Here is a 25189-nt window from a genome sequence, read left to right as displayed (position 1 = left end):
CATAAAGCGCGGGATGACGGACTAGAAACTGAACTTCCAAACGTCCGCCCAGGGTCATAAGCGGTCTCGAGCCTGCCTCCAGAAACCCGACCCGCCCGCCTTCCGCCTCACCCCTCCAGAAACGCCTCGACCTCGCGGCGGTTCGGCATCGACGGCGCGGCGCCGGCTTTCTGGACGGAAAGGGCGGCGGCGGCGTTGGCCGTCTCGACGGCCTCGGCCAGGTCCATGCCGGCGGCCAGGGTGGCGGCCAGGGCGCCGCAGAAGCAGTCGCCGGCCCCGACGGTGTCGACCGCCTTGACCTTCTTGCCCTCGACCAGGAAGGCCTCGTCGCGCCGCACCACGGCCGCGCCGGCCGCGCCGAGCGTGACGATGATGGTCTGGTCGGGGCGGCTCATCAGCTTGCGGGCGGCGACCGAGACCTCTTCCAGCTTGACGGGCTCGCGGTCGAGCTTGGCGTAGGTGGCCAGTTCGGTCTGGTTGACGATCAGGATGTCGGTCAGCGGGAACAGCGCCGCGCCCTGAGGCAGGGCCGGGGCGGCGTTCAGGATGCGCAGGGCGCCCTTGGCCGAGCCGGCGCGGAACAGAGTCTCGATCGCCGTGGCCGGGGTCTCGAGCTGGCAGAGTAGCACCCGCTGGCCCTCGATCGGCGTGGCGGCCACCTGCTGGGGCGTGACCATGGCGTTGGCGCCGGCGGTCACCACGATCATGTTCTCGGCGCTGTTGGCGACCCAGACATGGGCCTGGCCTGTGGGCACGCCCGGCAGTTCAACCACGTCGCCGACCTGCACGCCATAGCCGGCCAGCTTGGCTTTCAGGCTGGCGCCGCTGTCGTCGCCGCCGACCGCCCCCATCAGGCGGGTGGCCACGCCCATGCGGGCGGCGGCGACGGCCTGGTTGGCGCCCTTGCCGCCCAGAAACAGCTCCAGCGACAGGCCCGCGACGGTTTCCCCGGGGCGGGGCAGATCGTCGACGCGCGCCACGGCGTCCAGATTGATCGAGCCGAGAACGAAAACGGTCATGGTCTTGGTCTTCTAAAGGTCTATCCGCCGGCGCCGCGCTGGAAGCTCTCGACAAGACTGCCGGCCACGAGTCTCCAGCCGTCCACTAGCACGAAGAAGATCAGCTTGAACGGCAGACTGATCGAGGCCGGCGGCAGCATCATCATACCCATGCTCATCAGCACGCTGGCCACGACAAGATCGATGACCAGGAACGGGATGAACAACAGGAAGCCGATCTCGAAGGCGCGCTTCAGTTCCGAGATCATGAAGGCGGGGGTCACCACCCTCAGCGGCGTCTCCGCGGCCGTTCTCGGCTGCGGGATCTTGGACAGGCGCACGAACAGCGCCAGGTCATCGCGGTCCACCTGGCTGAGCATGAACTGCTTGACCGGCCCGCTGGCGGCCTCGAACGCCTCGGGCAGCTCCATCTGCTGATCCAGCAGCGGCTTGATCCCGGCGTCGTAGGAGCGCTCGAAGGTCGGGGCCATGACGATGGCGGTCAGGAACAGCGCCAGGCTGATCAGTACAGGGTTGGGCGGGCTTTGCTGCACGCCGATGGCGGTGCGGAGCAGGCCCAGAACCACCACGATCCGGACGAACGAGGTGGTCATGATCACGATCGACGGGGCCAGGGACAGCACCGTCATCAGGCCCACCAGCTGGACGACGCGTTCGGTCAGGCCAGCGCCCGTGCCCAGATTGATGTTCACGGCCGACTGGGCCATGGCCGCCGCCGGCATGATGGCGCAGGCGATGGCCGCCAGCACCGAGATGATCGCGGCGCGGCGCAGATCTTCCGCCTTGGCGCCGATCACGGATTTGAAGAGGTCGCGGATCATCAGACCACGGGCTCCGGTTCGGCGACGGGGGATGGGGAGAGGGCGGACGCCGGGGGCGGGCCCTTGGGCGTCCAGTCCAGCAGCCGGCCGTCGCCCAGCAGCACCAGGCGCTCCTCGCCGTCCAGGCTGACGACGACCAGTCGCCGGGTCGGGTCCAGGGTCAGGCTCTCGACCACCCTCAGGCGACGGTCCTGGCGCGCGGCGATGGCCCGGCCGATGGAGTCGGGTCCGTACTTGCGCAGCGCCCAGGCCGCCAGGCCGATCAGGCCCAGGGTGAAGGCCAGGGCCGCCAGGGCGCGGATGGATTCGATAAGGTCCATGGGCTCGGGGCCGCTCTCGGCGAGACAACTTGGCGCAGGGAAACGCCCCTACGGACCCTGGTATGGCTGAGGCTTCTTAATGCCGGATTAACCCTGTTTCTTCACCATGTTCGCATGGGTCCGGACGACATCCCTCTTTTCGGCATGCTCAAGAGCCGCCTCGGTTATCTGACCGAGCGCCAGAAGCTTGTCGCCCAGAACGTGGCCAACTCCGACACCCCCGGCTATCGGCCCAGCGACCTGAAGCCGTTCAGCTTCCAGGCCTCGCTGATGAACAACGCGGCGGGGCCGGTCTATCGCGGCGGACGGGCTGCGCCGACCTCCGGCGTCACCATGATCGCCACCACCACCTCGCATATGGGCCGGCCCAACGCCCCCAGCGCGTGGCGGGCGACGGCGGGCGCCGACTCGGAGACGACGCTGGACGGCAACGCGGTCTCGCTCGAGGACCAGATGCTCAAGATGACCGACGCGCGGATGAACTACGACGCGGCGATCAGCTTCTACCAGAAATCCATGACCATGCTCCGCATGGCCGCTCGCAAGCCTTCCGGCTGAGGACTCTAGGCGATGCCCGAGATCAAGTCCCAATCCCTCGCGACCATGGCTGTGGCCTCGTCGGCCCTGCGCGCCCAGCAAGGGCGCATGCGGGTCATCGCCGAGAACATCGCCAACGCCCACTCCACCGCGCGCACGGCGGGCGGCGACCCCTATCGCCGTCAGGTGCCGGTGTTCAAGCCGACCACGGTCCAGGGCGGCGAGGGCGTGCAGATGCTGCGCGTCGATCCCGACCAGAGCGCCTTCAAGACCGAGTACGATCCCGGCAACCCGGCCGCCGACGCCAAGGGCTATGTCAAGCTGCCCAACGTCAACACCATGGTCGAGTCGCTGGACATGAAGGAGGCGCAGCGCGCCTACGAAGCCAACCTCAATGTCATCGAGACCGCGCGCTCCATGCAGTCGCGCACGCTCGATATCCTCAAGAAGTAGGGGCTAGGCCATGATCACCGCGCTCGCCGCCGCCAAGGCCTACGCCAATTCCGGCGCCATGTCGGTCGGCTCCATCGGGTCGATCGGCGGTTCTCAGGACAAGGGCGTCGACTTCGGCGACCTCTTGAAGTCGGCCATGGACGGGGCGACCAAGGCCTCGAAGGTCGCTGAGCACAAGATCGCCGCCCAGGTGGCCGGCAAGGCCGAACTGATCGACGTGGTCACCGCCATCAGCTCGGCCGAAGCCAGCCTGGAGACGGTGATGTCGATCCGCGACCAGGTGATCTCGGCCTATCAGGAAATCATGCGGATGCCGATCTGACGGCTTCGGCGTCCATCTTGTGATTTCTCCCAGAAAAAGGGCCGCGTCCTTGCGAGACGCGGCCCAAGTCGTTTTCGGGGGAGAAGTACGAAACGCTTACGCTCACAAACTCAGGAAGACCTTCGCCACGGCGAACAGGCCGCCCCAGACCACGGCGTTCAGCACCGACGCCACCAGCACGGCGACGCCGAGCGGCCATTGGCGAGGCTCGCGGCGACGCGCGCGCTGCGGCCGGGGATCGAAAGAACGGGTCTGCGAGGCGACGGTCATGAAACGCTCCTTAACCATGACCCCATGGTCGAGATTGACTCGGCCCTTGCGAACGGGACGACCTGTCGCGCGCCGCCTTGTCGCACCCTGATGAGGTTTCAACGCGCTAAGGCGCGTTTGGTTGAGCGTCGCGCTTTCAGAGAATGCCCGGCAGATCCAGGCCCTTCTCCCGCGCGCAGGCTAGCGCGATGTCGTAGCCCGCGTCGGCGTGGCGCATGACGCCGGTGGCCGGATCGTTCCACAACACGCGCGCCACGCGCTTGGCGGCCGCCTCGGTGCCGTCGCAGACGATGACCATGCCCGCGTGCTGCGAGAAGCCCATGCCCACGCCGCCGCCGTGGTGCAGCGACACCCAGGTGGCGCCCGAGGCGGTGTTGAGCAGCGCGTTCAGCAGCGGCCAGTCCGACACCGCGTCCGACCCGTCGCGCATGGCTTCGGTCTCGCGGTTGGGCGAGGCGACCGAGCCGGAGTCCAGGTGATCGCGACCGATGACGATCGGGGCCTTCAGCTCACCGTTGGCGACCATCTCGTTGAAGGCCAGGCCCAGGCGGTGGCGATCACCCAGGCCCACCCAGCAGATGCGCGCCGGCAGGCCCTGGAACTTGATCCTCTGGCCGGCCATGTCGAGCCAGTTGTGCAGGTGCCGATTGTCCGGGATCAGCTCTTTGACCTTGGCGTCGGTCTTGGCGATGTCTTCGGGATCGCCCGACAGCGCCGCCCAGCGGAACGGACCCACGCCCCGGCAGAACAGTGGGCGGATATAGGCGGGCACGAAGCCGGGGAAGTCGAAGGCGTTGGTCACGCCTTCCTCCAGGGCCATCTGGCGGATGTTGTTGCCGTAGTCGACGGTCGGCACGCCTGCGGCCTGGAAGTCGAGCATGGCTTTGACGTGCAAGGCCATCGAAGCCTTGGCGGCTTCGGCCACCTGCGGCGGGTCCTGGTCGCGCATGGCGTGCCAGCGCTCCAGGCTCCAGCCGGCGGGCAGGTAGCCGTTGACCGGGTCGTGGGCGCTGGTCTGGTCGGTCAGCAGGTCGGGACGCACGCCGCGCTTGAAGAGCTCGGGCAACAGTTCGGCGGCGTTGCCCAAGAGGCCCACCGAGATCGGCGTCTTGGCCGCGCAGGACTCCGCGATCCAGGCCAGGGCCTCGTCGACCTTGTCGGTCGAGCGGTCCAGATAGCCGGTGCGCAGGCGCATCTCGATCGACGAGGGCTGGCACTCGATCGCCAGGCACGCGGCGCCGGCCATCACCGCCGCCAGCGGCTGGGCGCCGCCCATGCCGCCCAGGCCGGCCGTCAGCAGCCAGCGCCCCGAGAGATCGCCGCCATAGTGCTGACGGCCCATCTCGACGAAGGTCTCATAGGTGCCCTGCACGATGCCCTGGGCGCCGATATAGATCCACGAGCCGGCGGTCATCTGGCCGTACATGGCCAGGCCCTTGCGATCCAGTTCGTTAAAGTGCTCCCAGCTGGCCCAGCGCGGCACCAGGTTGGAGTTGGCGATCAAGACGCGCGGCGCATCGGCATGGGTGCGGAACACGCCCACGGGCTTGCCGGATTGTACCAAGAGAGTCTGGTCGTCCTCCAGACGACGCAGGGTCTCGACGATCTTGTCATAGCTTTCCCAGTCGCGGGCGGCCCGGCCGATGCCGCCATAGACGACCAGCTCCTCCGGCCGCTCGGCGACGTCGGGGTGCAGGTTGTTCATCAGCATCCGAAGGGCGGCTTCGGTCAGCCAGGATTTGCAGGTGCGCTCGGGGCCCGTGGCGGGGCGGATGACGCGGGTGGTGTCGCGGCGGGTCATGTCGTGTGCGTGCCTTTCGGTATCAGCGTCCTCCCCCGCATGCGGGGGAGGGGGACCGCGAAGCGGTGGAGGGGGCGCTTGCGGCGGGGACGCCCCCTCCGTCACGGCGCGTATCCGCGCCGCGCCACCTCCCCCGTTTCACGAGGGAGGAGAGGAACTGGCGAAATCGAGACACGCCCCAAGCACCGCCTCCAGCACCGCCCGCAGCGGCTCGGCGCGGGCGGCGTGGAAGGGCGTGGGCCAAGTGTCGGGCGTGGGCGGCTCGGCGGGATCGTCCATGTAGCCCCGACAGGCCAGCTCCATCTGGATCGCATGGACGCCGGTGACGGGCCGGCCGTAGTGGCGCGTGGTCCAGCCGCCCTTGAAGCGGCCGTTGGTGACGCGACTGAGGCCCGAGGCGTCGCAGGCCGCCTCCACAGCGGCGGTCAGGGCGTCGGCGCAGCTTTGGCCGCTGTTGGTGCCAAGGTTGAACTGCGGCAGCTCACCTTCGAACAGGCGCGGCACCCGCGAGCGGATCGAATGGGCCTCGTACAGCACCACGGTGGGATGCACCGCGCGAAGGCGTTCGATCTCGGCGCGCAGGGCGGCGTGATAGGGCTCGAACCAGGTCGTCCGGCGGTGGTCGATTTCCGCCGCGTCCGGCGGGCCGTCGCGATAGAGCGGCTCGCCGTCGAAGGTGGTGGTCGGGCAAAGCTCCGTCGTCGCCTGGCCGGGATAGAGCGAGGCGCCGGACGGGTCGCGATTGACGTCGATGACCGTGCGCGAGATCGCCGTGCGAACGATCGTCGCGCCGAGGTTCTCGGCGAAGGCGTAGAGGCGCTCGACCCACCAGTCGGCGTCCTTGCGGGCCAGCCAGGGCGAGACGAGTTGGGCCTCGATGTCGGCCGGGATGTCCGTGCCGGTGTGGGGGAGGGAGATGATGAGCGGGGCTTGGCCCTGGGTGACTTGGAGCCAGCTCATCCTCACGCTCCAAGCCCTGTCATCCCGGCCAAGCGCGAAGCGCGCCGAGCCGGGACCGCCGGAAGCGCAGGCGCCTGTTGTGGTCCCGGGTCTCCGCTTCGCTGCGCCCGGGATGACAAATTGGGGAGCGCCATCCTACGAAACCCCCGGCAACGCACCCACCGCCGCGATCACCGCGCCCGAGCGCACCAGCGCATTGGCCGCCTCCATGTCCGGGTGGAAGTGGCGGTCATCGGTCAGGTGCGGAACCTTGCTCCGCGTCAGCGCCCGCACCGCTTCCAGCGCCGCGCCGGAGCGCAGCGGCGCGTGGAAGTCGCAACCTTGCGCGGCGGCCAGCAGTTCGATGCCCAGCACCGCGTCGGCGTTCTCGACCATGGCCAAGAGGCGGCGCGCGCCGTGGGCGGCCATCGAGACGTGGTCTTCCTGGTTGGCCGAGGTCGGGATCGAGTCGACGCTGGCCGGATAGGCCCGCTGCTTGTTCTCCGACACCAGGGCCGCGGCCGTGACCTGCGGGATCATGAAGCCTGAGTTCAAACCCGGCTTTGGCGTCAGGAACGCCGGCAGGCCCGACAGCGCCGGGTCGACCAGCATGGCGATACGGCGCTCGGCGATCGAGCCGATCTCGCAGACCGCCAGGGCGATCATGTCGGCGGCGAAGGCCACCGGCTCGGCGTGGAAGTTGCCGCCGGAGAGCGCCTCGTCCGCTTCCGGGAAGATCAGCGGATTGTCCGACACACAATTGGCCTCGGTCGCCAGGGTGGTGGCGGCCTGACGCAGGATATCCAGCGCCGCGCCCATCACCTGCGGCTGGCAGCGCAGGCAGTAGGGGTCCTGGACGCGCTCGTCCTCCTTCAGGTGCGAGGCGCGGATTTCCGAGGCGCTCATCAGCGCGCGAAGCGCAGCGGCGGTCTCGATCTGGCCGACGTGGCGGCGCAGGGTGTGGATGCGCGGGTCGAACGGGGTGTCCGAGCCCTTGGCGGCTTCGGTGGAGAGCGCGCCGGTGACCAGGGCCGACTGGAACAGGCGCTCGGCCTCGAACAGGCCCGCCAGAGCGTTGGCCGTCGAGAACTGGGTGCCGTTCAGCAGGGCCAGCCCCTCCTTCGGACCCAGGGTCAGGGGCTCTAGGCCCGCCTCCGCCAAGGCCTGCGCCGCCGGCAGACGCTGACCACCGACGAAGATCTCGCCGACCCCGATCATGGTCGCGGCCATGTGCGACAGCGGGGCCAGATCGCCCGAGGCGCCGACCGAGCCCTGGCAGGGCACCACCGGGGTCAGGCCCTCGACCAGCATCTCCTCCAGCATCCGCACCGTCTCGACCCGAACGCCCGAGGCGCCCTGCGCCAGGCTGGCCAGCTTCAGGGCCATCATCAGGCGGATCACCGGGACGGGCGAGGGCTCGCCCACGCCCGCCGCGTGCGACAGGACGATGTTGCGCTGCAGGGTCTCAAGGTCGGCGTCGCCGATGCGGACGCTGGCCAGTTTCCCAAAGCCGGTGTTGATGCCGTAAACCGGCTCACCCTTGGCCAGGATGCGCTGCACCGCCGCCGCGCTCTCGGCGATCACCGGCCACGCCGTCTCGGCCAGTCGCGCCGACGCGCCGCGATAGATCGCCTTCCACTCGGCCAGCGACACGGCGCCGGGGTTCAGAACAAGCTGGGTCAAAGGCCTCTCCACACGCGCGCATGGAGCGGGTTGAACCCCATGCGATAGACAAGTTCGGCGGGACGCTCGACGTCCCAGATGGCGAGATCACAAGCCTTGCCGGCCTCCAGCGTGCCGCGATCGTGCAGCAGGCCCAGCGCCCGTGCGGCCTCGCGCGTGACGCCGGCCAGGCACTCCTCGACGGTCATCCGGAACAGGGTCGCGGCCATGTTCATGACCAGCAGCGGCGAGGTCAGGGGCGAGGTGCCGGGATTGCAGTCGGTGGCCAGGGCCATCGGCACGCCCGCCGCGCGCAGGGCCGTGATCGGCGGGACCTGCGTCTCGCGGGTGAAATAGTAGGCGCCGGGCAGCAGGGTCGCGACCGTGCCCGAGGCGGCCATGGCGGCGATCCCGGCCGCGTCCAGATGCTCGAGGTGGTCGGCCGAGAGCGCATTGTATTCGGCGGCCAGCGCCGCGCCCGACAGGTTCGACAGCTGCTCGGCGTGCAGCTTGACCGGCAGGCCGTGGGCCTTGGCCGCGTCGAACACCCGGCGGATCTGCTCAGGCGAGAAGCCGATGCCTTCGCAGAAGCCGTCCACCGCGTCGGCCAGGCCGCGCGCGGCGATGGCCGGGATCATGGTCTGGCAGACCAGGTCGACATAGCCGTCCTGGTCGTCGCGATACTCGGGCGGCAGGGCGTGGGCGCCCAGGAAGGTGGTGGTGACGGCTACTCGGCGGATGTCGGCGAGCGCCCGGGCGGCGCGCAGGCTCTTGAGTTCGTCGTCCAGCGACAGGCCATAGCCGGACTTGATCTCGACCGTGGTGACACCCTCGGCCAGCAGGGCGTCGAGGCGCGGCAGGGCGGCCGCGATGAGCTCAGCTTCGGAGGCCGCGCGAGTGGCGCGCATGGTCGAGACGATGCCGCCGCCGGCGCGGGCGATCTCTTCGTAAGAGGCGCCGGCCAGGCGCAGCTCGAACTCATGCGCGCGGTCGCCGGCGAAGACGAGGTGGGTGTGCGGATCGATCAGGCCAGGCGTGATCCAGCGGCCGTCGAGATCGATCGTCTCGGCGGCCTCAAAGGTCGGGGCGTCGGCGGCGGGGCCGGCATAGGCGATGCGCCCGCCCAGGCAGGCGACGACGCCGTCCTCGACGATCCCCAGCCCTTGGCGGCCCGGCGCCAGGGTGGCGAGACGGGCGTTGATCCACACCCGATCACAGCGCATGAGCCTGCCTCCGCCAGCACCGCGCGGCCCTTGCGGCGCGCTTCAATATGTATAGACATATTTGCGAACGATGAGGCTTGTCCAGTGACCGACACGCAAATTCCCGAGTCCGTTTCGACCGTGGTCTGGTGCGAGAGCGCGCTGCTGGCGGACGGCTGGGCCCGGGGCGTGAAGTTCACGATCGCCGACGGCCGCATCGCCCGGATCGACACCGACGCCCCGGCCGGAGACGCCCTGCGCCTGGGTCCGGCCCTGCCGGGCCTGGGCAATGTGCACAGCCACGCCTTCCAACGCGCCATGGCGGGTCTGGCGGAAACGCGCGGCGAGACCGGTGACAACTTCTGGACCTGGCGCGAGGTGATGTACCGCTTCCTCGCGCGGCTCGACCCCGACATGGCCCAGGCCATCGCCGCCATGGGTCAGGTCGAGATGCTGGAGGGTGGCTTCACCCGGGTGGGCGAGTTCCACTATCTGCACCACGCCCCCGACGGCGGCTTCTACGATAACCCCGCCGAGATGGCCGTACGGATGGCGGCGGCGGCGGATGAGACCGGCATTGGTCTCACCCTGCTGCCGGTGTTCTACGCCCACAGCAATTTCGGCGGCCTGCCGCCGACCGACGGCCAGAAGCGGTTCATTCATGACGTCGACGGCTTTGCGCGCTTGGTCGAGGCCTGCCGGGGGATCGTCGCCGACCTGCCCGAGGCGGTGGTCGGCATCGCGCCGCACAGCCTGCGCGCGGTGACGGGCGAGGAGCTGACCGCCATCCTGCCGCTGGCCGCCGGTGGGCCGGTCCACATGCACGTGGCCGAGCAGACCAAGGAGGTCGACGACTGTCTGGCCGCCACCGGCCAGCGCCCGGTGCGCTGGCTGATGAACCACACCGAGGTCGACCAGCGCTGGTGCCTGATCCACGCCACCCACATCAACGCCACCGAGACCGAACGCCTGGCCAAGAGCGGGGCGGTGGCGGGCCTGTGCCCGGTGACGGAAGCCAATCTGGGCGACGGCATCTTCCCGACTCCGGACTATCTGGCCGCTGGCGGACGTTTCGGAATCGGCACCGACTCCAACATCGTGATCGACGCCGCGCAGGAACTGCGAACCCTGGAATACGCCCAGCGCCTGTCGCGCCGGGCCCGCAACGTCCTGGCGAGCGGCCCGCGCCGCGCGACCGGCGGCGACCTCTGGCGCGCGGCGGCGCTGGGTGGCGCCCAGGCGCTGGGCGCAGGCCGTGGCGAGCTGCGTCGTGGCGCGCCGGCCGACTTCGTCACCCTCGATCCCAGCCATCCGAACCTGGTCGGCCGCGCGGGCGACACCCTGATCGACAGCCTGGTCTTCGCCGGGGGCGGGATCGACACCGTCTGGCGGCAGGGTCGGCAACTGGTGTCGGGCGGTCGCCATCACGCCCGCGAGGCGATCACCACCCGCTACGTCCAGACCCTGAAGGCCCTGCTGGCGTGACCGGACCGCTGCATCAGCGCATCCGCGCCGACATCGAGGCTCGCATCCGCTCCGGGGAGTGGCCGCCCGGTCACCGCGTGCCGTTCGAGACCGAGTTGATGGCCGACTATGGCTGCGCCCGCATGACGGTCAGCAAGGCGATGGCCGCTCTGGTGGACGCCGGACTGATCGTGCGGCGCAAACGGGCCGGCACCTTCGTGGCGCGGCCGCGCGTGCATGCGCCGGTGCTCAACATCCCCGACATCCAGTCCGAGATCGTCGCACGCGGCGAGACCTACGCCTTCCGTCTGTTGTCGCGCACGGTGCGGGGCGCTGACCGCGGCAGCCCCGAAGAGGTCGCGCTGGCGGCCGGCGGCAAGCTGCTGGCGCTGGACGGGGTTCACGACGCGGACGGCCGGCCCTTCGCCCTGGAGCGCCGCCTGGTCTCGCTGAAGGCCGTTCCCGAGATCGCCGAGGCTGATTTCGCGCAGACCCCGCCCGGCGCCTGGCTCTTGGAGCACGTGGCCTGGACCGAAGCCGAGAGCCGGATCAGCGCGGTCAACGCCGACGCCGACGACGCTCAGCTGCTGGGCTTGGACGAAGGCGCGGCCTGCCTCGTCGTCGATCGCCGCACCTGGCGCGAGGGCCAGAACGTGACGCGCGTGCGGCAGATTTTCCCGGGCGAGGCCTACGACCTGGTGGCGCGGTTCGGGCCGGGGGCGTGAGCGGCGAGGACTGTTGGGATGTCGGTCCTGGTGGCGGGGGGCGGGATCGAACCGCCGACCTGTGGGTTATGAATCCACCGCTCTAACCATCTGAGCTACCCAGCCAGACCAGGAGGCGCGGCTTATAGGCGAAGAGCGGGCCAGATTTCAAGCGCCTGCGCTTGGCCTTCCGTGACAATCGTCCGCTTCTCTGGTGTGTCATCCCGGCCGAAGCGTAGCGTAGAGCCGGGACCCAGGGGGTGAAAGACCACCGTGCCAGCCGCCCCTGGGTCCCGGCGCTCCGCGCTTCGCGCTGCGGCCGGGATGACACGGGTTTTACGGTCTCTGCGTCTTGTAGGTATCCGGCGGACGAACGGCGTGCGCCAGCGCTACTCCGCCACGATCGCCGCCGTCACCGCGCCTAGCGCCTTCACCGCATCAGCCGGCGCGAGCTTCACCTGCAAACCCCGCTGGCCGCCGTTGAGGAACACATAGGGCTCGGCCAGGGCGGCGGCTTCCAGCACCGTGGGCAGGCGCTTCTTCTGGCCAAAGGGGCTGACGCCGCCGACCTTGTAGCCGGTGATGCGCTCGGCGTCGGGCACGGGCGCCATGGCGGCGGACTTGCCTTTCAGGGCGGCGGCCAGCTTCTTCATGCTGACCTCCTGGTCGGAGGGCAGGATGGCGCAGGCGGGCTTGCCGTCCAGCATCACGATCAGGGTCTTGAGCACCCGGCGCGGGTCTTCGCCCAGGGCCTCGGCGGCCTGCAGGCCTACGCGCTCCGATCCAGGGTCGTAGTCGTACGTATAGAGATCGAAAGCGACTCCGGCCTTGGTCAGGGCGATCGTGGCGGGGGTGCTCTTGGACATGGCTCGCGTGATACCCAAGTGGTTCGGGTGTTGGAATATGGATCGGTGATGACGGCTTTTGATCGACGGACTTTGCTGCAAGGCGCCCTGTCCTTGGGCGCAGCGGGACTGCTGCCGGGCTGGGCGATGGCGCAGAGCGGCGAGCGCTCGCCGCCGGCCTTGTCGGGCGAGGAGATCAAGCTGACGGTCGGCCACACGATGGCGAAGATCGACGGCAAGGCCGGCCATGCCGTGACCGTCAACGGCGCGATCCCCGGGCCGCTGATCCGGCTGAAGGAAGGGCAGAACGTCAGGCTGTCGGTGACCAACACCCTGGACGAGGACACCTCGATCCACTGGCATGGCCTTCTGGTGCCGTTCCAGATGGACGGCGTGCCGGGCGTCAGCTTCCCGGGCATCAAGCCGGGCGAGACCTTCACCTACGAATTCCCGATCCGCCAGTCGGGCACCTACTGGTGGCACAGCCATTCGGGCCTGCAGGAGCAGATGGGCCACTATGGGCCGATGATCATCGACCCGGCCGGCGAGGACCCGGTCGCCTATGACCGCGAGCATGTGGTCGTGCTGTCGGACTGGAGCTTCCTGCATCCGCACGAACTGTTCCGGAAGCTGAAGGTCAGCGCCGGCCACTTCAACATGCAAAAGCAGACCGTCGCCGGGCTGCTCAAGGGCCAGGACCAGTCGCTGAAGGATCGGGTCGCGTGGGGCCAGATGCGGATGGACCCCACCGACATCGCCGACGTCACGGGCTCGATCTACACCTATCTGATGAACGGCCACGGGCCGGGCGACAACTGGACCGGGCTGTTCACGCCGGGCGAGCGGGTGCGGCTGCGCTTCATCAACGCCGGGGCCATGACCATCTTCAACGTCCGTATCCCGGGCCTGTCGCTGGAGGTGGTGGGAACCGACGGCCAGCTGGTCTCGCCGGTGACCGTGGACGAGTTCCAGATCGCCCCCGCCGAGACCTTCGACGTCATCGTGCGGCCCACGCAAGACAAGGCCTTCACCCTGGTGGCCGAGGCCTCTGATCGGTCGGGCATGGCCCGCGGGACCCTGGCGCCGCGCCTGGGCATGACCGCCCCTGTTCCGCCGCTGCGCCGGCGTCCGCTGGCCAACATGAAGGACATGGGCATGGGGAACATGCACCATGGGATGGATATGCCCGGCATGGACATGTCGATGCGGGCCCAGTCCAACGCCCCGAACGTGCCGCTGACGCCGGGCGTGCAGACGATCTCGCCGATGCCGATGGACCGGATGGCCGAGCCGCCGCAGGGGCTGGAGGACGCAGGCCATCGGGTGCTGACCTATGCGGACCTCGCCAGCCTCTATCCGCCCAAGGACTCCAGAGCGCCGGGGCGGACGATCGAGATCCACCTGACCGGCAATATGGAGCGCTTCATGTGGGCGTTCGACGGCGAGGCGTTCGGACCGCTCAAGAAGCCGATCGCCTTCCAGCGCGATGAGCGGGCGCGGGTGGTGCTGATCAACGACACCATGATGGCCCATCCGATCCACCTGCACGGTCACTTCTTCGAGCTGGTCAACGGTCAGGAACGCCAGCCGCTGAAGCACACGGTCAATGTCGCGCCCGGCGGCAAGGTCGCCTTCGACCTGACGGCCGATGAGCCCGGCGACTGGGCCTTCCACTGCCACATGCTGCTGCACATGCATGCGGGGATGTTCAACGTCGTCACCGTGCGACCGCTCGATGGAGCCGCCGCGTGATCGTCGACCTGCAGCACGAGCATCATCACCAAGCCCCGGCCGCGCCGGTGAGCGCGCCCGCGCCTCAGGCGGCGGACCCGCACGCCCATCACAGGGCTCCGGCCTCGGCGCCTCCACCGGCGCTCGCCCCGGCGGATCCGCATGCAGGTCACAAGATGCCTGGACCTGAACAGGCCGCCCCGCAGTCCGATCCACACGCCGGCCACCACATGCATCACGCGATGCCGGCGACCCCCGCCGCAACGACTGCGCCGCCGCCGATCCCGACCGACCACGCGGCCGAGCGCTTCTACAGCCCGGCCGTGATGGCTGCCGCCCGCGCCCAGCTGATGAAGGAGCACGGCGGCGGAACGGCCTGGATCGTCCGCGCCGACGTGGCCGAGCAGCGCTTCCGCAAGGGCGACGACGCTCAGGCCTTTGAAGGCCAGGCCTGGTGGGGGACTGACGCCAGCAAGTGGGTGGTCAAGGCGCGGGGCGAGCATGTCGACGGCCACGGCTGGGAGAAGGCTGAGTTGGAGGGCCTGAAGGCCTGGCCGATCGGTCCCTATTTCGACCTGCAGGCGGGCGTGCGTTACGACCTGGCGCCCAAGGGGCGCGCCTACGCCGCCGTCGGCTTCGAGGGGCTGGCGCCCTACTGGTTCGAGCTGCATGGCGCGGCCTATGTCTCGGATCGCGGCGACGTCTCGGCCCGGGCCGAGGCGTCCTATGACCTGCGCCTGACCCAGAGGCTTATCCTGCAACCGCGCCTGGAGGCCGATCTGGCCGAGGCGGGGGCGGGGCGGCTCGAGGGCGGCCTGCGCCTGCGCTACGAGATCAAGCGCGAGTTCGCGCCCTATGTCGGCGTGGTGCGCGAGCGGGCGTTCGGCCCCGCGCGGGAGGCCGGCGAGCGCGCCGGAGCGACGGCGGTGGTGATCGGCGTCAGCGCCTGGCGGTAGGCGGCCGGTCAGCCTCCCGTAAAGGATAGCTTGCCGCCCGGGTCAACCTGTCCCAACATCTGTTTGACCGGACGCAGAGCCGGCGAACGAGGGAGACAGGCTGGATGTCCGACGCGATCGACTTCGACCGCATGAACACCCTGGGCGACGTGCCGCGCTATCATGCCGAGGCGCGGCCCGACGCGGTGGCCTTCAGCTTCGAGGGGCGCGAGACGACCTTCGCGCAGCTGGACCGGCATACCAACCAGGTGGCCAACGCCCTGCTGGCGGCCGGCCTGTCGACCGGCGACCGCATCGCTTATGTCGGCAAGAACAGCGACCACTATTTCGAGCTGCTGCTCGGCGCCGCCAAGGCCGGGGTGGTGACGACGCCGATCGGTTGGCGCCTGGCCGCGCCGGAGATCGCCTATATCGTCGGCGACAGCGAGGCCAAGCTGGTCTTTGTCGGCCGCGAGCTGATCGACCATGTCGACGCGGTCGCCGCCGAGCTGACCCATCGGCCCGTGGTGATCGCCATGGAGCCCGAAGACGCCGGCGACTACCAAACCTTCGAGGGCTGGCGCGATGCGGCCAGCGCGGCTGATCCGCATAAGCCGATCCAGATCTCGGACATCGCCATCCAGCTCTACACCTCGGGCACCACGGGACGGCCCAAGGGCGCGATGCTGACCCATCACAACCTTCTGGGCATGCGGCGCGAGGCGGCCAAGAACCCGCTGGAATGGAACCAGTGGGGCCCCAGCGACGTCAGCCTGGTGGCCATGCCGGTCGCCCATATCGGCGGCACCGGCTGGGGTCTAGTGGGCCTGATCAACGGCGCCAAGGGCGTGGTCGCCCGCGAGTTCGACCCGACCAAGGTGCTGGACTTCATCGAGAAGGATCGCATCTCCAAGATGTTCATGGTGCCGGCGGCGCTGCAGATCGTGGTGCGGCTGCCAAGGGCGCGCGAGGTCGACTATTCGCGCCTGACTCATATCCTCTATGGTGCCGCGCCCATTCCGCTCGACTTGCTGCGCGAGTGCATGGAGGTGTTCGGCTGCGGTTTCGTCCAGCAGTACGGCATGACCGAGACGACGGGGACGGTGGTGTACCTGCCGCCGGAGGACCACGATCCGGCCGGCAACAAGCGCATGCGCGCCGCGGGCCTGCCCATGCCCGGCGTGGAGCTGAAGATCATCGACGAGGCCGGCAAGAGCCTGCCGGCCAACACGGTGGGCGAGGTGGCCGTGCGGTCCAGCGCCAACATGGCCGGCTACTGGAAGCTGGACGAGGCCACCGCCAAGACCATGGACGCCGACGGCTGGCTGCGTACCGGTGACGCCGGCTATCTGGACGAGGACGGCTATCTGTTCATCCACGACCGGGTGAAGGACATGATCATCTCGGGCGGCGAGAACATCTATCCCGCCGAGGTCGAGAGCGCCGTCTATGGCCACCCGCACGTGGCCGAGGTGGCGGTGATCGGCGTGCCCGATGACAAGTGGGGCGAGGCGGTCAAGGCTGTGGTCGCGCCCAAGCCCGGCGTCACGCCCGACGCCGACGACATCATCGCCTTCGCCCGCACCCGCATCGCCCACTTCAAGGCGCCCAAGAGCGTGGACTTCATCCCGGCCCTGCCGAGGAATGCGTCCGGGAAGATCCTGCGCCGGGAGCTGCGGGCTCCGTACTGGGAGGGGCGGGAGCGGCAGGTGAATTAGGGTCTGTCGAGCGCCCCCTCCGTCACGCGGCTGCGCCGCGCGCCACCTCCCCCGTTTCACGGGTGAGGAGGACACTGCACCCTTCCTGCCCCGCTTGCGGGGGAGGTGGATCGCTGCGGATACGCAGCGAGACGGAGGGGGCGCTCTAAACGCCTACTCCACAAACGCCTCGACGCGCTCGCGATCCCCCACCAGGAACGCATCCGCCACCAGCGACAGCGGGCGCACATCGACCTCCGAACGCCCCTCGGCGATCAGGGTCGCGAAGCGATCGTAGAGGCCGGGATATTCGCGATTTTCGCCGACCGCGACGGGCGCCCCGTCGATCGTCAGCTCGGCCCCGCCCAGCGACAGCTTCAGCACGCCGTCGTCGGTCCAGGCGGTGATGTCCCAGGTCTGCGGACCGGTCTGCAGGAAGTCGAGATCGGCGGTGATCGGCACGCCGCCCAGGGTGGTGATGTCGACATGGCCGGCGATCGGCGCCTGGACGTTTTCGGGGACCTGTAGCTTCGCGCCGGTGACGAACACCTCGGCGGGCATGATCTCGGTCAGGATCGACAGGGCGTTGATGGCCGGATCGAAGACGCCCATGCCGCCGGCTTGCCAGATCCAGGCCTGGCCGGGATGCCAACGCCGGACGTCCTCGCGCCATTCGATGGCCAGCTTGTGCAAGCGCCGCTCCGCCAGCCAGGCCTTGGCCTGCGGCACGCCGGCCGCGAAGCGTGAGTGCCAGCTGGTGAACAGGGTCACGCCCTGGTCGCGGGCGACGGCGGCCAGTTCATGCACCTCGCCGACCGTCACGCCCGGCGGCTTTTCAAGAAAGACGTGCTTGCCCGCGCGCAGGGCCGCCAGCGCCGTCTCGCGCCGGACCTGCGGCGGGGTGCAGAGTGCGACGGCATCCAGGGCGGGGCCGTTGGCCAGCAGGTCGTCGATATCGTGAAAGACCGGCAAATCGCCGTGGGTCGGGCGGCCGTGGCTGGCGGCCGCGACCAGGCTAAAACGCGGATCCCCGGCGAGGGCGGGAAGATGCTGGTCATGGGCGATCTTGCCCAGGCCCACGAGGCCGATGCGGATCACGCTGCTTGTCTCCCCTTCGCCGCGACAGGGCGGTGGCCCTAATTATGCGATCAATGGCGCGAGGCAAACCGACGGGCAAAAAAAGGGAGCGTCGCGGATGGCGACGCTCCTTGAGAGGGGAAGAGACGCAGGGAACGGCGGGAGGCGTGCAGCCGCCTACCGGACGCTCACTACTTCGCCGCCGGGGAAACCGGCAGGCTCCGAGCCGCCAGTGTGACCTGGGCGGTGGAGGCGATGGCCCGGGACGAAGCGCCCAGGGCGATGTCGTACTGGCCGGCCGCGATCGACCAGCCGTGCGCCTTGCTGTCCCACACGGCCAGCAGGCGCGGATCGACCGTGACGGTCACGCGCTGGCTGGCGCCGGGGGCGAGGGAAACCTTCTGGAAGCCGGCCAGGCGCTTGGGCGCCTCCCAGCCACCGGCCTTGGGGCCGACATAGACCTGCGGCACGTCCTTGCCGGGGCGCTGGCCCACGTTCTTGACCTCGAAGCTGACCGTCAGCTTGTCGCCGGACGCGCTGGCCGTCAGGTTCGAATAGGCGAACTGGGTGTAGGACAGGCCGTGGCCGAAGGCGAACAGCGGCTCGATCTTCTTCAGGTCGTACCACTTGTAGCCGACGGCGGCGCCTTCCAGCGTGTAGTCGACGTCGAACATCTCGCCATCGGGCTTGCCCAGACCGTCCAGCTTGGGGCGCGGCAGTTCGGCCACGCTCTTGGGGAAGGTCACCGGCAGGCGGCCTGAGGCGTCGACCTCGCCGGTCAGGACACGGGCGATGGCCTCGCCGCCGGCCGTGCCGGGGAACCAAGCCTCGACCACAGCGCCGACCTTGTCGAGCCAGGGCATCAGCACAGGGCCACCGGTCAGCAACACGACGACCGTCTTCTTGTTGGCCGAGGCCACGGCGTCGATCGTCGCGTCCTGGTTCTTGGGCAGGTTCAGGGTCGTAACGTCGACCGACTCGGTGGTCCACTGGTCGGCGAAGACCAGGGCGAGATCACTGGACGCGGCCAGCTTGGCGGCGCGGGCCGGATCGGTGCCGTCGTCATAGACGACCTTGGCGCCGGGATAGCGGGCGGCGATCGCCTTCAGCGGCGACGAGGGATAGTAGATCACCGGACCCGGCCAGGTCTTGGGCTCCAGGCCCTGCACGGCGCGGCCGCCGACGGGATAGACCTGCGAGGAGCCGCCGCCCGACAGCACGCCCACATCGGCATAGGCGCCGATCACGGCGATGGTCTTGGCGGTCTTGGCCAGGGGCAGCAGGCCGCCGTCGTTCTTCAGGAGGACGATGCCTTCCTCGGCGTCGGCCTGGGTGATCTTGGCGTGGGCGGCCAGGGTCTCGGCGGGCAGAGCCATCGGCGCGCCCGTCAGCGGGTGGTCGACCACGCCGCTGGCGAACATCGCGCGCAGGACGCGGCGGGCCATGTCGTCGATGCGGGCCTGGCTGACGGCGCCGGAGGCGAGATCGGCTTTCAGCGGCGCGGCGAAGAACGGCTGCTTGTCGAAGGCGTCGCCCGCCGACTCCTGGTCAAGGCCCGCGTTGGCGGCCTTGGCCGACGAGTGGGCCGCGCCCCAGTCGGACATCACATAGCCCTTGTAGCCCCAGTCCTTCTTCAGGACCGTGTTGAGCAGCCAGTCGCTCTCGCAGGCGTAGACCGAATTGACGCGATTATAGGCGCACATCACCGAGTGCGGGTCCGACTGCTCGATCGCGAACTGGAACGCCAGGAGGTCGGACATCCGCGCGGCGGTGTCGTCGATATTCGAGCTGACCACGAAGCGCCCGGTCTCCTGGGCGTTCAGCGCATAGTGCTTGATGGTCGAGATGATGTTGTTGGACTGGATGCCGCGGATCTGGGCGGCGACCATCACGCCGGCCAGCAGCGGATCTTCGCCGCCATATTCGAAGTTGCGGCCGTTGCGCGGCTCGCGGACCAGGTTCACGCCGCCGGCCAGCTGCACGTTGAAGCCGGAGTCACGGGCCTCCTTGCCGATCATCGCGCCGCCCTTGAAGGCCAGTTCGGGGTTCCAGGTCGCGGTGGTGGCCATGCCCGAGGGCAGGGCGGTGCGCTCGCGGAACTCCTTGGCGCTGCCCTGGGTGGCGACACCGACGCCGGCGTCGGTCTGGAACTGGGCCGGGATGCCCAGGCGCGGCACGCCCGCGACATAGCCGGCCGAGCCCGGCAGGGACTCAGGAATGCGGGTGTACTTCGGCTTCATGTCGGCGCCGAAATAGCCAAAGATCAGCGTGAACTTCTCATCATTGGTCATGGCCTTGAGCACCAGATCGGCGCGCTTGTCGGCGTCCAGGCTCTTGTCCATCCACGGATGCGCGAGCGCGGCGGCCGGCTTGGCGGCGTCGGCCAGGGCGGGGACGACGCTCAGCGCCGAAGCCGAGGCGCTGATCAGCAGGGCCAGCGAGAGGCTCCGCAAGGTCGTCGAAATCATGTTTCCTCCGTGGTGTTCTTCTTAGAGGCCCCGCGCGGCGTTCGGGCCGCGGCGGGGCAGGGATCAGGTCTTGCGCCGGGGCGGCGCGTCGGTCCGGACCGGACCGGTGGACTCGCGCACCACCAGGCTGTGTTGCGCCAGGAAAGGGGTGTTGGTCTTGCCCGCACCCTCGTTGGCGTTCCACGCCGCGAAGGTCTGCATGGCGCGCAGGGCCATCTGCTCGAAGGGCTGGCGGATGGTGGTCAGGCTGGGCCAGATCACCCCGGCGATCGGCGCGTCGTCGAAGCCGACCACCGACAGGTCGTCGGGAATGCGCAGGCCGCGTCGCTGGGCTTCCATGCAGGTCGCCGCCGCCATGTCGTCATTGGCCGCGAAGATCGCCGTCGGCGGGTTGTCGATGTCCAGCAGCGCCTTGGCCGCTTCGAGCCCGGTCTTGAAGGTGAATTCGCCCTGCACGATCAGCTCGGGCGCGGGGCGGGGCAGGCCGCGCGCGGCATAGGCCTCGAAGAAGCCGTTGCGGCGGTGGGTGCTGGCGGCGTGGTCCGGGTGGCCAGCGATGTGGCCGATCCGGGTGTGCCCCAGCGAGAACAGGTGCTCGACGACCTCGCGCGCGGCGGCGCGGTCGTCCATGCCGATGGCGGGAAACTGCGGGTCGGGCGTCGTCGGCGTGATCAGCACGCAGCGCACGTCCAGCTCGCGCATCAGCTCCTTCATCGGCCCGAAATCGCATTCCGGCGGCAGCAGGATCATCTCGCGGATGCCGCCGTCGCGGACGAAGGCGCGGACGCGATCCTGCCAGCCGGGGATGGGGCCTTCGGACAGGTCGACCGACAGGTGGCGGCCGGTCTCGACACAGGCCACCAGGAGGGCGTGATGGACGCGCGTGTGGTAGCCGCCCGACGGATCGCCCATCAGCACGCCGACCGATCCGGAGCCTTGCGAGCGCAGGCTGCGCGCCACCGCGCTGGGCTGGTAGCCGAGGTCCTGCATGGCCGTGCGGACGCGATCGCGCGTCTTGGCGCTGACGCTCTCATGATCGTTGAGAACGCGCGAAACGGTCTTGGGCGAGACGCCCGCCCGCTCGGCCACGTCATTGATCGTCGTCATAGGTCCCCGTGCCCGCTCACCGCCCGTTTGAAGGCGCGCACCCCACCAGCGAAAGGCGGCGTCCGCAAGGCGGCGAAGGCCTCAAGCCATAGTCCATGTTGTCCACTGTGTCATGTCTTGAGGACAAAAACAGGTCAAAAATGGCGATGAGTAAGACAAATTTCAGGACATTTACGGGGACGTCAGGGGCGCTGAAGTGGCTCGGCGGAGCGTCGCCGGCGCAGCTTGATGGGCGGCGCTGATACGTCGTTTCCGGCCATTTTGCGCCTACTAGCGCCATATAAAAAGTCTAATAAATACAGCGTTTGATCCTGGGGCCACTCTATTAGTGGTAGCGTTATCATTGCTTGCAGGGAAGGTCTTCGTGGGTTGCTGGGTGCTCGGAAGTCGCCTTGGCGGAGAAATGACAACGTTGACATTCTTGTTGACTTGATAGGGACATTTCCGGATTGTGCCAGCGTTCGGTGAAGGCGCGGGGCTGGAATCGGACGTCCGGGCGCCGGGGCCGCCGAGGGATTTGGACAGTCGCAGGACACGCGGCTGGGCAAGCCAGAAAACGCCTCGCCGGGTCTCGTCAGCCGTCAACAGAGCGGCGGCCCGAGGCGCGGTCGAGCGGCCAATAAGAACGATCTACTCTGGGGAGCGAGCAATTGTCACAGGAAGCAAGGAAATCCGTGCTCAAGCGCGGACTGACGCTGGCGCTGGTCGCCGGCGCGTCGCAGTTGGCCCTGGCCAGCGGGGCCTTCGCCCAGCAAGCCGCCGACAACACGCAGGTCGAGGAGGTCGTCGTCACCGGCGTCCGCGGCTCGCAACTGAAATCGGTTGATCTCAAGCGCAAGGAAGCCGCGATCGTCGACGCGATCTCGGCCGAAGACATCGGCAAGCTGCCGGACGTCACCATCGCCGACTCGCTGCAGCGCATCTCGGGCGTGCAGATCCAGCGCAACGCCGGCGAAGGCGCGACGGTCAACATCCGCGGTCTGGCCCAGGTCATCACCCTGCTGAACGGCGAACAGTACCTGAGCGCCGGCAATATGGGCTCGGCTCAGCCGAACCTGCTGGACGTGCCCTCGCAGCTGATGAACCAGGTGCTGGTCTATAAGTCGACCAACCCGCGCAACGCCCTGTCGGGCATCTCGGGCACGCTGGACCTGAAGACCCGTCGTCCGTTCGACTTCAAGAACGGCTTCACCCTCACGGGCGCGGCCGAAGCCCAGCGCGGCGAGCGCACCAAGGAAGACGATTACCTGCTGAACGGCGTCGTCAACTGGCGCAACGACCGCGTCGGCCTGATGCTGTCGGCCGCCGGCAGCAAGGCCAATCTCGGCAACAACTCCTCGGGCGTCGTCGGCCTGTCGGGCAATAACGACTGGGGCGGTTCGGCCGCGACCAACTTCGTCTCGCCGCACGGCTTCGAAAGCTTCAACCGCGTGGTCGAGCGCAAGCGTCTGGGCGTCAACGCCTCGTTCCAGGCTGACCTGGGCGAAGGCTTCACCCTGATCGCCGAAGGCTTCTACGCCAAGCTCGACGAATACAACCGCGGCGCCGGCATCAACATCTCCAACCGCTGGGACGGCGGCGCGTTCGGCAACTGGACCAAGCCGACGGTCTCGCAAAACACCGGCGTCAACAGCCCGGCCAACGGCCGTCCGTGGGCCGCCGTCGACGAATACGACATCGACGCCTGGTGGGTGAACTCGTTCTCGGTCAACCGCACGACCAAGTCGGAGTCCAAGAACTACAACCTCGAACTCAAGTACGACAACGGCGGTCCGTTCACCTCGGAAGTCCGCGCCATCCGCGCCAGCGGCGACCGTCTCAGCATGAACGGCCAGGCCCAGGGCGATCTGTCGAACTGGCAGTACGGTCCGAACCGCTTCACGCTGTTCCGCGACGCCAACGACCGCACGCGCGGTCCGTTCTATCCGAAGTCGATCTGCGACCAGTATCCGGCGGCTCAGCGCAGCAACGCCGTCGTCGGCAGCGCCGGCGGCTGCTATCTGAACCCGAACCCGCAAGGCTACGGTCAGAACCCGCAGCTGCACTACAACATCAGCGGCGATCACCCGGTGTGGAGCGGCTTTGACCGTCCGATCACCGGCGGCCTGGGCGCGGGCAAGTCGCTCAAGGACTACATGGCCAACAAGGACAGCTACGCGATCGGCGCGTTCTCGTCCGAAGGCAATAACGAAGTCAGCTCGGACATGAACGTGTTCCGCGCTGAAGGCCACTATCGCTTCGACGACAAGTTCCTGGGCTTCATCACTAAGATCGACGCCGGCGTTCGCCAGAGCGACCGTTCGGTCAGCGTCGAGCAGTTCCACCTGTTCTCGGGCTTCTACGGCGGCGTTCCCGGCGCCGTGCAGGCCAACGGCTCGGCCATCCCGGCCGGTGGCTGCGAGGCCCAGTGGAAGGCCATCGACGTCGTCATGAGCCAGAACCAGTGCCAGGCCGGCGAGTTCGTGCCCGATCCGATCACCGGCAAGCCGGTGTTCCAGGGCTACACCGTCAACCGTCCGACCAAGCTGACGACCTACAACAACACCATCTGGGTCGATGACCTGGGCGGCGTGACCTCGGGCATCCCAGGCTTCTGGGCCATCGATCCGCGTGACTTCGACGACGCGGAGGCCTTCCACAAGAAGGTGTTCGGCGGCGCCATCCGCGTCACCGTTCCGGGCCAGACCTATGACGTGACCATGAAGGAGCAGAGCGCCTACGGCGCGGCCAACTTCGAGATCGGCAAGCTGCACGGCGACTTTGGCCTGCGCGTGATCCAGACCGAGCTCAATGTGAAGCAGAACCTGACGGGCGACACCCGCAACTACGGCGACACCAACGCCGATGCGGGCGACTCGGTCAGCAAGCGCAAGTACACCGACTGGCTGCCGTCGCTGAACGCGGTCTACGACGTCAACGACAACTGGAAGTTCCGCTTCGCCTACGCCAAGACCATGCAACCGCTGGATCTGGGCAACTACGGCGGCGGTCTGTCGATCTTCACCGCCGACTGCGGCGCGGCCCTGCCGAACGTCCGCTGCGTCACCGGCGCGGCCGCCTCGGGCAACCCGAACCTGGATCCGTGGCGAGCCTCGAACTTCGACGGCGCTATCGAGTACTACTTCGGTCGCGCCTCGATGCTGAACATCTCGGCCTTCCAGCTGAAGATCGACAGCTTCGTGACCGGCGGCACCACCACGGGCCGCTTCCCCGACCAGGACGGCGTCATCCGCCGCACCGTGAACGTCAGCCTGCCCGTCCAGGGCGACGGCGGTTCGGTGAAGGGTCTGGAAGTCGGCGCCAAGGTCGCCTTCAGCGACGTCCTGCCCGACATGGGCGTGATCTCGAACTTCGGCGTGGACAGCAACTACACCTACTCGCCCAGCCACGAGAGCCGTCTGGACCTCGAAGGCAACGAGATCCCGTTCTTCGATAACTCCAAGCACCAGTTCAACCTGGTGGGTTGGTACCAGGACGAGAAGCTGCAGGCCCGCGTGGCCTACAACTACCGGACCGACCGTCTGTCGGGCACGATGGGCGGCGGCGGCAACGCGGTCATCCCGATCATGCAGAAGGCCACGGGCTATGTGGACGTGAACGTCAGCTACAACGTTCGCGACAACGTCACCGTCTACTTCAACGGGTCGAACGTCACGGGCGAGATCGAGGATTACTACCTGCGCTTCGCCAAGGGTAAGACCCAGTACGCCAATCAGAACGAGTTCGAGCCCCGCTACACGCTGGGTATCCGCGCGCGCTGGTAGGCGAGAGCCTGTCCGCTTCTGATGGAAACATCAGAAGCGGATCAACAGGCG

The 25189-nt window shown here is 68.4% G+C and carries 21 protein-coding genes, 1 tRNA gene and 1 pseudogene; 9 read left to right on the top strand and 14 right to left on the bottom strand.

Annotation, left to right across the window (positions count from 1 at the left end; all coding sequences use genetic code 11):
• Nucleotides 1-107 precede the first annotated feature (107 nt).
• The 3 genes from CVUC_RS01900 to CVUC_RS01890 are packed head-to-tail and all read right to left on the bottom strand — an operon-like array spanning nt 108 to nt 2160.
• Nucleotides 108-1019 carry a ribokinase gene (locus CVUC_RS01900; protein ID WP_096032729.1) on the bottom strand — a complete coding sequence of 304 codons (912 nt, stop codon included), beginning with the start codon at nt 1017-1019 and terminating at the stop codon, nt 108-110.
• Nucleotides 1020-1039: 20 nt separating this feature from the next.
• Entirely contained in the window at nt 1040-1840 is an 801-nt protein-coding gene (gene fliP, locus CVUC_RS01895) for a flagellar type III secretion system pore protein FliP (protein WP_010918835.1), read from the bottom strand.
• A complete protein-coding gene (locus CVUC_RS01890) occupies nt 1840-2160 on the bottom strand; it encodes a FliO/MopB family protein (protein ID WP_096032730.1) in 321 nt (106 codons plus the stop codon). Before CVUC_RS01890 ends, fliP begins: the two co-directional genes overlap by 1 nt.
• Nucleotides 2161-2274: 114 nt before the next feature.
• Between CVUC_RS01890 and flgB the strand changes: the two genes are divergently transcribed.
• From flgB to fliE, 3 genes are read left to right on the top strand one after another with little or no spacing between them, the layout of a single operon-like run.
• On the top strand, nt 2275-2718 hold the full coding sequence (flgB, locus tag CVUC_RS01885) for a flagellar basal body rod protein FlgB (RefSeq protein ID WP_012640104.1): 444 nt from the start codon (nt 2275-2277) through the stop codon (nt 2716-2718).
• 12 nt (nt 2719-2730) lie between these two features.
• Nucleotides 2731-3150, top strand: a complete 420-nt coding sequence (flgC, locus tag CVUC_RS01880; RefSeq protein ID WP_010918838.1) for a flagellar basal body rod protein FlgC — start codon at nt 2731-2733, stop codon at nt 3148-3150.
• Nucleotides 3151-3160: 10 nt separating this feature from the next.
• Entirely contained in the window at nt 3161-3472 is a 312-nt protein-coding gene (gene fliE / locus CVUC_RS01875) for a flagellar hook-basal body complex protein FliE (RefSeq protein ID WP_096032731.1), read from the top strand.
• 102 nt (nt 3473-3574) lie between these two features.
• Here fliE and CVUC_RS19790 read toward each other — a convergent pair whose 3' ends face one another.
• The 5 genes from CVUC_RS19790 to hutI form a co-directional block, all read right to left on the bottom strand.
• The gene (locus CVUC_RS19790; RefSeq protein WP_024265647.1) at nt 3575-3742 is read right to left on the bottom strand and encodes a hypothetical protein; all 168 of its coding nucleotides are present in this window, start codon (nt 3740-3742) and stop codon (nt 3575-3577) included.
• Nucleotides 3743-3878: 136 nt separating this feature from the next.
• Nucleotides 3879-5543 (bottom strand): urocanate hydratase, encoded by a 1665-nt coding sequence (hutU, locus tag CVUC_RS01865; RefSeq protein ID WP_096032732.1) that lies wholly within the window; start codon nt 5541-5543, stop codon nt 3879-3881.
• A 138-nt stretch (nt 5544-5681) separates the two neighbouring features.
• Nucleotides 5682-6503, bottom strand: coding sequence for an N-formylglutamate deformylase (gene hutG / locus CVUC_RS01860; RefSeq protein WP_096032733.1), 822 nt, complete (start codon nt 6501-6503; stop codon nt 5682-5684).
• Nucleotides 6504-6638: 135 nt separating this feature from the next.
• Nucleotides 6639-8177 carry a histidine ammonia-lyase gene (hutH, locus tag CVUC_RS01855; RefSeq protein WP_096032734.1) on the bottom strand — a complete coding sequence of 513 codons (1539 nt, stop codon included), beginning with the start codon at nt 8175-8177 and terminating at the stop codon, nt 6639-6641.
• Nucleotides 8162-9367 (bottom strand): imidazolonepropionase, encoded by a 1206-nt coding sequence (gene hutI, locus CVUC_RS01850; RefSeq protein WP_096032735.1) that lies wholly within the window; start codon nt 9365-9367, stop codon nt 8162-8164. Before hutI ends, hutH begins: the two co-directional genes overlap by 16 nt.
• Before the next feature lie 84 nt (nt 9368-9451).
• Here hutI and CVUC_RS01845 point away from each other — a divergent pair, with 84 nt between their 5' ends.
• Complete coding sequence (locus CVUC_RS01845) at nt 9452-10831, top strand: formimidoylglutamate deiminase (RefSeq protein WP_096032736.1); 1380 nt, start codon at nt 9452-9454, stop codon at nt 10829-10831.
• A complete protein-coding gene (gene hutC, locus CVUC_RS01840; RefSeq protein WP_096032737.1) occupies nt 10828-11535 on the top strand; it encodes a histidine utilization repressor in 708 nt (235 codons plus the stop codon). The genes CVUC_RS01845 and hutC overlap by 4 nt, the downstream gene beginning before the upstream one ends.
• 28 nt (nt 11536-11563) lie before the next feature.
• Here the strand turns inward: hutC and CVUC_RS01835 are convergent.
• Both CVUC_RS01835 and ybaK read right to left on the bottom strand, forming a co-directional pair.
• A tRNA-Met gene (locus CVUC_RS01835) sits at nt 11564-11640 on the bottom strand.
• A gap of 263 nt (nt 11641-11903) precedes the next feature.
• Nucleotides 11904-12380, bottom strand: coding sequence for a Cys-tRNA(Pro) deacylase (gene ybaK, locus CVUC_RS01830; RefSeq protein WP_010918847.1), 477 nt, complete (start codon nt 12378-12380; stop codon nt 11904-11906).
• Nucleotides 12381-12425: 45 nt separating this feature from the next.
• Here ybaK and CVUC_RS01825 point away from each other — a divergent pair, with 45 nt between their 5' ends.
• The 3 genes from CVUC_RS01825 (at nt 12426) to CVUC_RS01815 (ending at nt 16743) form a co-directional block, all read left to right on the top strand.
• Nucleotides 12426-14111, top strand: a complete 1686-nt coding sequence (locus CVUC_RS01825; RefSeq protein ID WP_101685782.1) for a copper resistance system multicopper oxidase — start codon at nt 12426-12428, stop codon at nt 14109-14111.
• A complete protein-coding gene (locus CVUC_RS01820; RefSeq protein ID WP_096032739.1) occupies nt 14108-15046 on the top strand; it encodes a copper resistance protein B in 939 nt (312 codons plus the stop codon). Before CVUC_RS01825 ends, CVUC_RS01820 begins: the two co-directional genes overlap by 4 nt.
• A gap of 104 nt (nt 15047-15150) precedes the next feature.
• Nucleotides 15151-16743 carry a fatty acid--CoA ligase gene (locus tag CVUC_RS01815; protein ID WP_096032740.1) on the top strand — a complete coding sequence of 531 codons (1593 nt, stop codon included), beginning with the start codon at nt 15151-15153 and terminating at the stop codon, nt 16741-16743.
• Between the two features lie 22 nt (nt 16744-16765).
• Here the strand turns inward: CVUC_RS01815 and CVUC_RS20185 are convergent.
• The 4 genes and pseudogenes from CVUC_RS20185 to CVUC_RS01800 all read right to left on the bottom strand — a co-directional run.
• Nucleotides 16766-16885, bottom strand: a pseudogene (locus CVUC_RS20185) (hypothetical protein); the annotation flags it as partial.
• Nucleotides 16886-16896: 11 nt separating this feature from the next.
• On the bottom strand, nt 16897-17820 hold the full coding sequence (locus CVUC_RS01810) for a Gfo/Idh/MocA family protein (RefSeq protein WP_096032741.1): 924 nt from the start codon (nt 17818-17820) through the stop codon (nt 16897-16899).
• A 170-nt stretch (nt 17821-17990) separates the two neighbouring features.
• Complete coding sequence (locus CVUC_RS01805) at nt 17991-20267, bottom strand: beta-glucosidase family protein (RefSeq protein ID WP_096032742.1); 2277 nt, start codon at nt 20265-20267, stop codon at nt 17991-17993.
• Between the two features lie 63 nt (nt 20268-20330).
• Nucleotides 20331-21374, bottom strand: a complete 1044-nt coding sequence (locus CVUC_RS01800) for a LacI family DNA-binding transcriptional regulator (protein WP_096032743.1) — start codon at nt 21372-21374, stop codon at nt 20331-20333.
• Nucleotides 21375-22024: 650 nt separating this feature from the next.
• Between CVUC_RS01800 and CVUC_RS01795 the strand changes: the two genes are divergently transcribed.
• Nucleotides 22025-25138, top strand: a complete 3114-nt coding sequence (locus tag CVUC_RS01795) for a TonB-dependent receptor (protein WP_096032744.1) — start codon at nt 22025-22027, stop codon at nt 25136-25138.
• The last annotated feature ends 51 nt before the right edge of the window (nt 25139-25189 follow it).

Source organism: Caulobacter vibrioides (assembly GCF_002858865.1).
GTDB lineage: Bacteria > Pseudomonadota > Alphaproteobacteria > Caulobacterales > Caulobacteraceae > Caulobacter > Caulobacter vibrioides.
Note: the sequence above shows the minus strand (reverse complement) of the source record. Positions and strands in the feature narration are given on the sequence as shown.

Coding starts and splice junctions, on each gene's coding strand:
- CVUC_RS01900 (WP_096032729.1), bottom strand. CDS start 1,019: ATGACCGTTTTCGTTCTCGGCTCGATCAATCTGGACGCCGTGGCGCGC.
- fliP (WP_010918835.1), bottom strand. CDS start 1,840: ATGATCCGCGACCTCTTCAAATCCGTGATCGGCGCCAAGGCGGAAGAT.
- CVUC_RS01890 (WP_096032730.1), bottom strand. CDS start 2,160: ATGGACCTTATCGAATCCATCCGCGCCCTGGCGGCCCTGGCCTTCACC.
- flgB (WP_012640104.1), top strand. CDS start 2,275: ATGGGTCCGGACGACATCCCTCTTTTCGGCATGCTCAAGAGCCGCCTC.
- flgC (WP_010918838.1), top strand. CDS start 2,731: ATGCCCGAGATCAAGTCCCAATCCCTCGCGACCATGGCTGTGGCCTCG.
- fliE (WP_096032731.1), top strand. CDS start 3,161: ATGATCACCGCGCTCGCCGCCGCCAAGGCCTACGCCAATTCCGGCGCC.
- CVUC_RS19790 (WP_024265647.1), bottom strand. CDS start 3,742: ATGACCGTCGCCTCGCAGACCCGTTCTTTCGATCCCCGGCCGCAGCGC.
- hutU (WP_096032732.1), bottom strand. CDS start 5,543: ATGACCCGCCGCGACACCACCCGCGTCATCCGCCCCGCCACGGGCCCC.
- hutG (WP_096032733.1), bottom strand. CDS start 6,503: ATGAGCTGGCTCCAAGTCACCCAGGGCCAAGCCCCGCTCATCATCTCC.
- hutI (WP_096032735.1), bottom strand. CDS start 9,367: ATGCGCTGTGATCGGGTGTGGATCAACGCCCGTCTCGCCACCCTGGCG.
- ybaK (WP_010918847.1), bottom strand. CDS start 12,380: ATGTCCAAGAGCACCCCCGCCACGATCGCCCTGACCAAGGCCGGAGTC.
- CVUC_RS01815 (WP_096032740.1), top strand. CDS start 15,151: ATGTCCGACGCGATCGACTTCGACCGCATGAACACCCTGGGCGACGTG.
- CVUC_RS01805 (WP_096032742.1), bottom strand. CDS start 20,267: ATGATTTCGACGACCTTGCGGAGCCTCTCGCTGGCCCTGCTGATCAGC.
- CVUC_RS01800 (WP_096032743.1), bottom strand. CDS start 21,374: ATGACGACGATCAATGACGTGGCCGAGCGGGCGGGCGTCTCGCCCAAG.